The following is a 9,860-nucleotide window of genomic DNA, read 5'->3' on the forward strand; positions in this document are numbered from 1 at the left end:
TGAAATCCTCGATAACAGCGTTAACTACGCAAGACATTTACTCTATGGGCAAAGCTTATGCTCTTATTTGGTATTACCAATAAAACTAGTAAGCAATGCTCCAATCTTGAAGTTAATCAAAAATCAACCTGAAGAAGTTACCTCCGTATTTGTGCATTAACTTAGAATATGGTTAACGAGCAAGTACTCTCGGCAAGTTCTTCATTCAATGTCGAACTGATTTATTTTTACTTTGTAAACCATAAGGTATACATCAACCTGTAGAATGAAGTTATTCCTATCTATAGTTAGAAAAAAAATCATTCTCTAGGTATATCGACTTTCAAGCCTGTTGCCTACTATAAAATTTATGCCCCTTTCCCCAATGTTGCTCCTACTTGATAATCAGCGTCATAGCCAATATCGCCAACAAAACAAAATCGACTGACAAAATTAAATATTTGCTTGATATCTTCTAATATTAAGTCTGAAAAAATTACTTTAGATGTATCATGTTTGAGTTTCTGTAACTCTTGATAAAACTATTTTCGTATATATGGAGAAAATTAATTTTTGTTATATATAAAACCTAAAGGAAAAGATTTTTAATTCAAATTCCATGACTTTTACCAATTACCCAATTACGTCGGAAAAATCTAGCTAACGCTGACTCTTCTAGTGATAAATAAATTGGGCGTCCGTGGGGACAGGTGCGGGGGTTGCGAGTGCGTTGCCAATTATCTAAAAGTGTCTGCATTTCTTGTAAATTCATTGGCGTACCATTACGAATCGCACTGCGACAAGCAACAGCAACTTGCGCTGTTTGTAAGTCACCTCCCAAACTTAATTCTAAAATTGCTTGGGCAGAATCTTCGCGCTGCTGCAACATTGCAGGTAGATTACGAACTGCCCAAAGTTGTTCGCCAAAGGGTTCTATATCTAAACCGATGCGTTGTAATTGCGATACTTGCGCTGGTGATAATTGATAAAGAATAATCGGCGGTTCGACGGAAATGAGTTGCCAATTATCGCATAATTGCTCGTATAAAACCCGTTCGTGGGCAATGTGCTGTTCCACTAACCACATTCCACCAGGATGTTCGGCGACAATATAAGTATTACTCACTTGCGCCACAGCTTTTAAAAAGTTAGGAGTTGAGAGTGAGGAGTCAGGAATTTTCTCATCACCGTTGGGGTTTTTAGAATTGAAGTTGTAGCCGCCTTTTGCTTCTGCGGCTTTGAGTAATTTACTAACTCGTGTTGTGTGAACAGTTTCTTTTAAATTAGCAGCAGAAATTCGCAGCGCTTGGTTAATTCCTTGAAGAATTTGTTCTTGCCAATAAGTGATTGCATTGAGGTAAATTTCTGTTTTTGCTGGATTACGATTCCAGTTAATTTGATCCGGGGAAATGGCAAGATGAAGAAAACAAATTGGATAGCGATCGCGCGGTAATGTTTTGTGAAATCCTGATAATATTGTTTGTTCTAATTCCGTTGATTTAATCATCCGTCCGTTAATCGCCACACGCACCCAATCTGGACGATGACGATGACAGCGATCGGGTAATCCTACCACTAAATGTATTGCTGAGTGGAGAGTGGGGACTGAGGAGTTCTGAATTCTGTCTTCTGAATTCTGAGTTCTGAGTTCTGAATTCTGAATTCTGTCTTCTGAGTTTACCGGGTTGGGTACTTCGAGTTTGACTTCTTGCAAATCACCTTGTCGGACTTGCGGTAAAATCTGCGGTAGTAGTTGCCCTGTTGTAGCAGCAGGAGAAATGGTGAACCATTGACGGTCATTTTGCCAAATCTGCCAGCTGACGCGGGGATGACATAGGGCAATTTGGTGAATTGTTGCTTGCACGGCTTTCATTTGCTGTGCTATCGGGGGTAGTCCCTGGCGACGAGATGAACAGTTACCGAAAAGATTAGAAACTGTGACTACTGTACCAGGTGCGATCGCAGTTACTTCAACTTCCAGAACTTCCCCGCCATACCCATAGAGAACTCGCCATCCTAATTTCCCACCCACAGAACGACTCAAAATTTCCAAATCTGCCAGATTCGTTAAACTGTGTAACGCTTCACCACGAAAACCCAAGCTATTAATTTTCCACAAATCGGCACTAGAACGAATTTTACTTGTGCTGTGTGCTGTGGCTGCTTGTTGCAAATCATCTAAGTTCATTCCGCAACCATTGTCTGCGACACGAATTCGCCATTGCTGCGGCCATAAGGAAACCACAATTCGCGTTGCACCTGCGTCTAGGGAATTTTCCACCAATTCCCGTACTACAGAGGCTAAAGAGTCGATGACCTCTCCCGCTGTAATTAGATATACAACTTCTGTTGGTAGAGCTTGAATAGTAGATGCCATAAGTTATAGTTTATAACTTCTGGCGACAGAGGGAGTAGGAGAGTAAATTTGGCAGAAATTTTTATTAATTGTAAAGAAAACTCAATTAAAAAGGGATTTTTGATAAGTTGCTTTTGAGCTTCTAAGCAAAAAAACTTATAAGTAGTAAATTAGCGGCTAATGCTCACGATTAACAAAGAATTCAGGAGTCACGAGTCAGAATTCAGCATAAATTCTGTACGAATGGCGGATGAATAAATAGTGAAACACTACACTAAATCTAAGATTTAGTGGTATATCCTGCTGCAACGTCAAAAGTCAACAATCACTGGCAGGTGTTAATCTACATTTCAAGCATTGCTGAATTCTGAATTCTGAATTCTGATACCAATTCTTCGTGAAGCTGCATAGAATTTTACCCCTCCCCAACCCTCCCCTTGGCAAGGGGAGGGTGCGCGCTAGCGCGGGTGGGGTATTTATATGCGTCTTCATATTAAATTGGTATGACTTCTTTTCTAATTATTTTCGCTCAGTGCTAGAACTTTAGGTGATTCAAGTTTCAGCAAGCCATTCAATAATGATGCCGGACGTTGCCTGTAAGGCCAAGCAAAAGCATGGCGGAAAGCTGCATCCTGACAAGCTTGGAGTTGTTGAAAATTAATAATGTCGTAAGTCAAGAGATTTTCATATTCCCAAGGCAAACGTACATTGTGTAAACCAGCATTATCAGTACAAATAGCGATATCGACTCCAGCATCAAAACAACGGTCAAAAACTATTTTGAGTTGACGTATATCCTGTAAAGTACCAGTTTTCAAATAAGTTGTAGGGCAAACCTCCAAACACTGCCCGCGTCTAGCTAAATCATTAAGTAATTCTGGATACAATAAGGGAATTTGGATGCCGTGACCAATTCGCATCAGGTAGGGTAATAGTTGGGGGTAACAACCAGCGGTAGTTTCAAATAAATGTCCAGTGGTGTTAACGCCCTGCGATCGCGCATAATCATATAGACTAATCCATTCTTGGAGGCGATCGGCATAATAGCTATCACCCCCAGCTACATCTACTCCACAGACATACTGTTTATTTTGCGCCGCCAAATCAATAATCGCTTTGTTCACCTCATAAGGTAAACGCGTGTGCATACACAGAATTTGGCTAGTAACAATCGGATATTCTGGCAAATGGCTAGCTTTTCCTACTACCTGCACAATTTCTGCCATCTTGTCAATTCTGTCTGATTGACTCAGATGCTCAGGTGTCCGTAAATACGGAGTATAGCGCAGTTCCAGATAAGCCAAATTTTCAAAAATGTAAGCACCGCGCAGCAAGCGATAGATAAAGTAAGGCAAAGTCTCTACAGTTTGGACACTTTCTACTAGGGTGTGCAATTCTAGATACTCATCTAGAGTATTGCGTGGGCGGGTGTAAAAATCTTCAAATTCTGAATAGTCAGCAAAGCGAGAAATCAATTCCGAAGAATGTCGCTCAAAATATCGCCACAAAACTCTGGGTACGACGGAACCGCCTAGATGTCTATGTAATTCTGCGTATAAAGCCATAATGGTATTTTTAGGGAAAAATTTCAATAATTGTAACAAAAACATAGAGAAAAAAATCTCTACTTCCAGCAACATTCTGTAAATCTACGTTAATTCATGCTAAATTTTGCACCACTTTCTGTAAAAAATCCTTTATAGTCAGGCTTTTAAGCAAAATACTTGATACCAATGTCAGCAAATGCCGCAATATTTTGGTCTGACAACAGCAAACTACTGAGGTTAATTTTTACAATTTTTTCTAAACACTTCTTCCAAATCCCATCTTTCTCATCCCCGCACTCCCCAATTAACCCTCTCCAACTGCTGTTAAATATTTGTTGCTGCATTACAACAGAGGAGTTGTAAAATACTTTCTTCCTCATAAGGGATTGAAACCTATTTCTGTCAAAAGTAAAATTAATTAGCCACCTTTCATAACTGATTCGAGTTCTTGGGAAACCAAGGGTGTTTCCCTAGACGTTAAAGCAGGCAAGTACACTGTAAATTGAGTACCTCTACCCACCTGACTATAAAGATTAACAAAACCACCGTGATTCTTAATGATGCTCAGTGTGGTGGAAAGCCCTAAACCCGTACCTTTGCTTACGTCTTTGGTAGTGAAAAACGGTTCAAAAATCCGTTCTTGAACTTCCGACGACATACCAATACCAGTATCCGTCACCACGATCGCAATATAAGAACCCACTTTAGCATCAATATTAATCTGGGCAGAACGTTCGCTAATTACGACATTTTCCGCCACAATTCTCAATATTCCCCCATCGGGCATGGCATCGCGGGCGTTGACTGCTAAATTCATCAGCACTTGATATAGTTGAGTTGCGTCTCCCCGGACTTGCCAAAGATTTTTGGGAATATCTATTTGGCAGATAATAGAATCAGGAAATGTTTGAGCGATAATTTGCTCAATTTCTGCTATTAAAGGCTGAATTTCAACAATTATGCGTTTGCTTTCAACACCGCGTGCAAAAGTCAAGATTTGCCTGAGTAAATTAGCACTGCGTTTGACATTATTTTCTAAGGTTTGTAGTATTTTCTGGCTTTGGGCATCAGGAAATTTTTTCTGCAACAACTGAACTGACATTAAAATCGGCGATAGTAGATTATTGAGGTCATGGACGATACCGCTAGTTAGACTACCGATACTCTCCAAACGTTGCGATCGCCAAAGTTGAGTTTCTAATTGTTTCTGCTGTGTAATTTCGGTATTCACACTCAAAATAGATTTGAGTTGTCCATTATCATCTGCTAACAATATCCACCGACTTTCAACGATAATTTCCTTACCTTCTTTTGTCAGTTGATACAATTCACCCCGCCACTCACCAGTATTCATCACACTTAAGTAAGCATCTTCTACCTGTGGCGAAGTTCCTTCATACAAAAGGTGCCCAATATTTTTACCCACAGCTTCCTCAACTTTCCAGCCGTAGAGACTCTGGGCACCTTGATTCCAAAATAAAATTTGCTTGTCGATATTTTGCACCACAATTGCATCTTTCGCTACATCCAGCAGCAACTTTTGTTCGCGAATTTTCTCTTCTGCTTGCTGAAGTTGTTTAACGTAATTACACAATAATTTATACAGTAAAACTACTAACAGTAAATGTAAAACAACGGTCATCAAAAATCTAATTACAGCCTTTTGGGAAATTGCTTGTGACTCTTTTATCTCTTCCTGTAATAAATTTTGTTCTTTCTTTAAAGAATCCTCAATTAGCTGTTGAATTTCTTTGCCAATTTCCTTGTCTTGTTTAGACAAAATTAGCTGTTGAGTTGCTGGTAATCCCTGATTTTCTTTTAAGTATATTTCTTGCCGTAGCGTGTTGAATCTGTTACTAATTTTTTGCTTGAGTAAAGAAAACCACTGCTGCTTTTGGGGATTATTACCAATTAATTTACTCAGGTTTTGGAGATGGCGATCGCTTTGCTCGTATCCCCGATTATATGCTTCGATAGCTTCTATATCAGATGTAATTATATAATTACGTTGTGCAGTTTCAGTATATTGTAACGTACTTTGTATAATTTGCAGTTGAGTAATAAATTTGTGAGAGTCTGTCACAAATTGGCGGTTATAAATCAGCTTAATGGTGTTGTCATAGGAAATTAAAGTATTAGTAAATACAATTGACAGCGCCAAGATGAATATTGCTTTGTGTTTTTGGACTTTAGACCATTTTTTTATCATGCGATCGCCCTTTTTGCTCCCGATGACCTCCATTAGTTACAATTAAGGATTGAAAAAAATACTGAGAGTATTTGCATCACTTGGAAAACACGGGTAATAAAATACAAACTCTTAAAGTTATAAATCTCTTGATTTTTGGGGATAATCATGTATACACAATAATTAGAAACCAAACCGCCAGGTTTTAATATATATTAATTGTTGAACTCACTATACATCATTGCTCATTAGCTATTGTTAACTAAACAAATAACAAACGATATTGGTGCTGATAGCTATTTATAGTCATGAAAACGCCTAGCTAGAAACGCGATAAATCAGGTCTGTATTGGGGTAGGTATATTCGTAGTTCATCTTTTGTTCTGAGATTTCATTATGAATTCCCCAATTGAAAACACTTACAATAATCCTATTTAATTTGCGAAAAATATCAGTGCTAGCTGTCAACAGTCAACACAGTGTTATATATTTTTCAAAAGCCTTGACATTTTTTCCGAAATATGTTGATAATAATAGTTTGTGGAAACTTTACCTCTTAATATAAACGCTTGGCTAACGTAATTGTCATAGGTGCCCAATGGGGCGATGAAGGAAAAGGTAAAATAACAGACTTGCTCAGCCGTTCGGCAGATGTTGTGGTACGTTACCAAGGGGGTGTCAATGCTGGACACACAATTGTAGTTAAAGGTCAAACCTTTAAGCTGCACCTAATCCCCTCTGGTATTTTGTATCCAGATACCGATTGCATTATCGGCTGTGGCACAGTCATCGATCCACAGATTTTGATAGCAGAACTCGACCAACTAAAAGAATTAAATATATCCACTGACCACCTGCTGATATCTGAGACAGCCCACGTAACGATGCCTTATCATCGCTTGATAGACCAGGCATCAGAAGAACGACGGGGAAGCCATAAGATCGGCACTACAGGTCGGGGCATTGGGCCGACTTATGCTGATAAATCTGAACGTACAGGCATTCGGGTTTTGGATTTGATGGACCCCGATGGGCTACGGGAGCAGTTAGAGTGGACGATTAATTATAAAAACGTCATTTTAGAAAAGCTTTACAACTTGCCGCCTCTAAATCCACAAGAGGTGATTCAGCAGTATCTAGGGTATGCAGAACGCTTGCGCCCTTACGTTGTTGATACATCATTAAAAATATACGATGCAATTCAGCGACGGCGGAATATTCTGTTTGAAGGCGCACAAGGCACACTCCTAGACTTAGATCACGGAACTTATCCCTATGTTACCTCCTCCAACCCCGTAGCCGGGGGGGCTTGCGTTGGTACAGGGCTAGGGCCGACAATGATAGACCGGGTGATTGGGGTATCGAAAGCGTATACCACAAGAGTGGGAGAAGGGCCATTTCCCACAGAACTGGATGGAGAGTTGGGAGAATTACTGTGCGATCGCGGTGCCGAATTTGGCACAACCACCGGACGCAAACGGCGTTGCGGCTGGTTTGATGCCGTCATCGGTCGTTATGCCGTGCGAATTAACGGCATGGACTGTATGGCACTTACCAAACTGGATGTCCTCGACGAATTAGAAGAAATCCAAGTTTGTGTCGCCTATGAAATAGATGGCGTCCGCAGCGAACACTTTCCCACCAGTTCCCGTCAATTTGCCAGATGTCGCCCCATTTATAAAACCTTACCAGGATGGCAAGTGTCAACAAGCCACTGCCGCACCCTGGAAGACTTGCCACAGCAGGCACTGGATTATCTAAAATTCTTAGCAGAATTGATGGAAGTCCCGATCGCGATCGTTTCATTAGGAGCCAGCCGCGATCAAACCATTATCGTAGAAGACCCCATCCACGGCCCCAAACGCGCTTTATTGCACGCCGACGGCACACCCGCTTCCTTACTCAGTGCGTAGGGAGTGGGGAGTGAGGGGACAAGGGGACAAGGGGACGCGGGGACACGGGGACGCAAAGACGCGGAGAATAATCAATGCCCAATGCCCCATGCCCCATGCCCAATGCCCAATGCCCAAATGACAAATGACAACTGACAAAGGAAAGTTCTATGGCGATTACAGTCGAATGTCAAAAGCGACCAGAAGGTAGCAAGCCCAAAGCTTTGCGCCGTTCTGGAGAAATCCCAGCAAATTTATACGGTCACAAGGGTACAGAATCAATCTCTTTGACCATTAATGCCAAAACCGTTGAACGCTTGCTCAAAAGAGCCTCAGTCAACAATACTTTGATTGACTTAAACATTACCGATGTACCTTGGCGGGGTAAAGCCCTAATACGGGAACTTCAAGTTCATCCGGCAAAGGGTACGCCTTACCACCTCAGCTTTTTTGCCGTTGCCGGTCACGGCGACACAAATGTAGAAGTACGGCTGCGTTACGTGGGAGAGCCTGTTGGTGTTAAACAAGAAGGTGGCGTGTTAGACACCGTTGTTACCGAATTGCAGGTGAGTTGTGCCCCTGAGAACATCCCAGAATTCATTGAAATTGATGTCTCTAACTTGAAAATCGGAGACAACTTACATATCAGTGATATATCTTTTCCTGACGGAGTGACACCTCTAGCTGAGTCAGAACGAGTTCTTGTCAGCGTTCTGCCACCGCAAATTAACGCTGCTGCTGAAGAAGAGAGTGAAGCAGCTGTTTAAATACTGAAAAATTGTGGAGTTCAAAACCTCCCTAGCAAGTCTATAAAATAAACCTCAGACCGTATTGTTCCCATTGAGCAATCCGGTCTTTTAATTTTGAGATCGGAATCTAATTGTTGATTATTTTGTAGCTGAAAACGGCCTTTTGCCCATCTTATTGATTGCTTCATGTCTTTAGCACTCCTTCACGCTGTGCATAAATCTAAAAACCCAACGTTTAATTTAATAGCAACGGTATTTATCAATATTGAAGGAGACAAAACATGAAAGCTACATTACGTCATATTTTAAAGCTCAAGAAAGAGTATAAGTGCCTCCCATTTTTTGATTTCTTACGAGATGAGACTTTATCAGCTCGTCAGCGCTTAGAATTTTATCCTTGCATGGCTCCTTTTATTATGAGCTTTGGGGATTTAAATCGCTATGTTATGCGCCTAGAACCAACATTAGATGTATATCAGGCTATGGTGAATGAACACTCTTATGAAGACGATCATCACTGGCCTTGGTATTTGGAAGATTTTAACAAATTGGGCTTCGATCGCCAAAAAATCTCACCCACTGAGTATTTACAATTTTTCTACAGCGATCGCACCAAAGTCAACCGCCTGTTATCACACAAGCTAGCTCATTTAATTTATGGCTCATCTAGTATTGTGCGTTTAGCCATTATCGAAGCCATTGAAGAAACAGGCAATGTATTGTTTGAACTAATGGGAAAATTGGCACAAACAATTGAACAAGAAACAGGCATGGAATTACGCTATTGTGGAGAATTCCATTTTAGTAAAGAATCTGGCCATGCTATTACAAACGAACATGCCATTATGGCAGAAATAGAAATGGATGAGCAAACACGCGCCGAGGCTATTGAAAAAGTTAATTTGGTGTTTGCTTGGTTTACTGAATGGACAGAAGAATTGTTAGCATACGCCAAGCAAAATCTGAATTATCCTGATGAGCAACTCATACGTGATGCCAAAAATGAGACTAGAATTTGTTTTGTTTGATGTTTTGAGATTTTATACCAATTTAATATGAAGCTGCATAGAATAGAGCTTCCAGGATAAAGTTGTAAGAAGAGACTGAAATTACCTGCTCAAATGAAAGTTGGTCGAATATTTCTTGGAT

At 40.5% G+C, this 9,860-nt stretch carries 8 protein-coding genes; 4 read left to right on the forward strand and 4 right to left on the reverse strand.

Annotated features, from left to right (window positions below):
• Window positions 1-589 precede the first annotated feature (589 nt).
• From mutL to H6H03_RS16680, 4 genes are all read right to left on the reverse strand, one after another.
• Window positions 590-2,356, reverse strand: coding sequence for a DNA mismatch repair endonuclease MutL (gene mutL, locus H6H03_RS16665; protein WP_190956184.1), 1,767 nt, complete (start codon window positions 2,354-2,356; stop codon window positions 590-592).
• Between the two features lie 494 nt (window positions 2,357-2,850).
• The gene (locus H6H03_RS16670) at window positions 2,851-3,900 is read right to left on the reverse strand and encodes an adenosine deaminase (RefSeq protein ID WP_190956185.1); all 1,050 of its coding nucleotides are present in this window, start codon (window positions 3,898-3,900) and stop codon (window positions 2,851-2,853) included.
• 146 nt (window positions 3,901-4,046) lie between these two features.
• On the reverse strand, window positions 4,047-4,262 hold the full coding sequence (locus H6H03_RS16675; RefSeq protein WP_190956186.1) for a hypothetical protein: 216 nt from the start codon (window positions 4,260-4,262) through the stop codon (window positions 4,047-4,049).
• A 38-nt stretch (window positions 4,263-4,300) separates the two neighbouring features.
• Entirely contained in the window at window positions 4,301-6,091 is a 1,791-nt protein-coding gene (locus tag H6H03_RS16680; RefSeq protein ID WP_190956187.1) for an ATP-binding protein, read from the reverse strand.
• Window positions 6,092-6,639: 548 nt separating this feature from the next.
• On the opposite strand from H6H03_RS16680, the gene H6H03_RS16685 reads away from it, so the two are divergent.
• The 4 genes from H6H03_RS16685 (at window position 6,640) to H6H03_RS16695 (ending at window position 9,739) form a co-directional block, all read left to right on the forward strand.
• Entirely contained in the window at window positions 6,640-7,983 is a 1,344-nt protein-coding gene (locus H6H03_RS16685; RefSeq protein WP_190956188.1) for an adenylosuccinate synthase, read from the forward strand.
• A 3-nt stretch (window positions 7,984-7,986) separates the two neighbouring features.
• Complete coding sequence (locus tag H6H03_RS41325) at window positions 7,987-8,118, forward strand: hypothetical protein (protein WP_277926156.1); 132 nt, start codon at window positions 7,987-7,989, stop codon at window positions 8,116-8,118.
• A gap of 14 nt (window positions 8,119-8,132) precedes the next feature.
• Window positions 8,133-8,729, forward strand: a complete 597-nt coding sequence (locus H6H03_RS16690) for a 50S ribosomal protein L25/general stress protein Ctc (protein ID WP_190956189.1) — start codon at window positions 8,133-8,135, stop codon at window positions 8,727-8,729.
• A gap of 263 nt (window positions 8,730-8,992) precedes the next feature.
• A complete protein-coding gene (locus H6H03_RS16695; protein ID WP_190956190.1) occupies window positions 8,993-9,739 on the forward strand; it encodes a hypothetical protein in 747 nt (248 codons plus the stop codon).
• Window positions 9,740-9,860 lie beyond the last annotated feature (121 nt).

The sequence above is a fragment of the Nostoc paludosum FACHB-159 genome, from assembly GCF_014698835.1.
Taxonomy (GTDB): domain Bacteria; phylum Cyanobacteriota; class Cyanobacteriia; order Cyanobacteriales; family Nostocaceae; genus Nostoc; species Nostoc paludosum.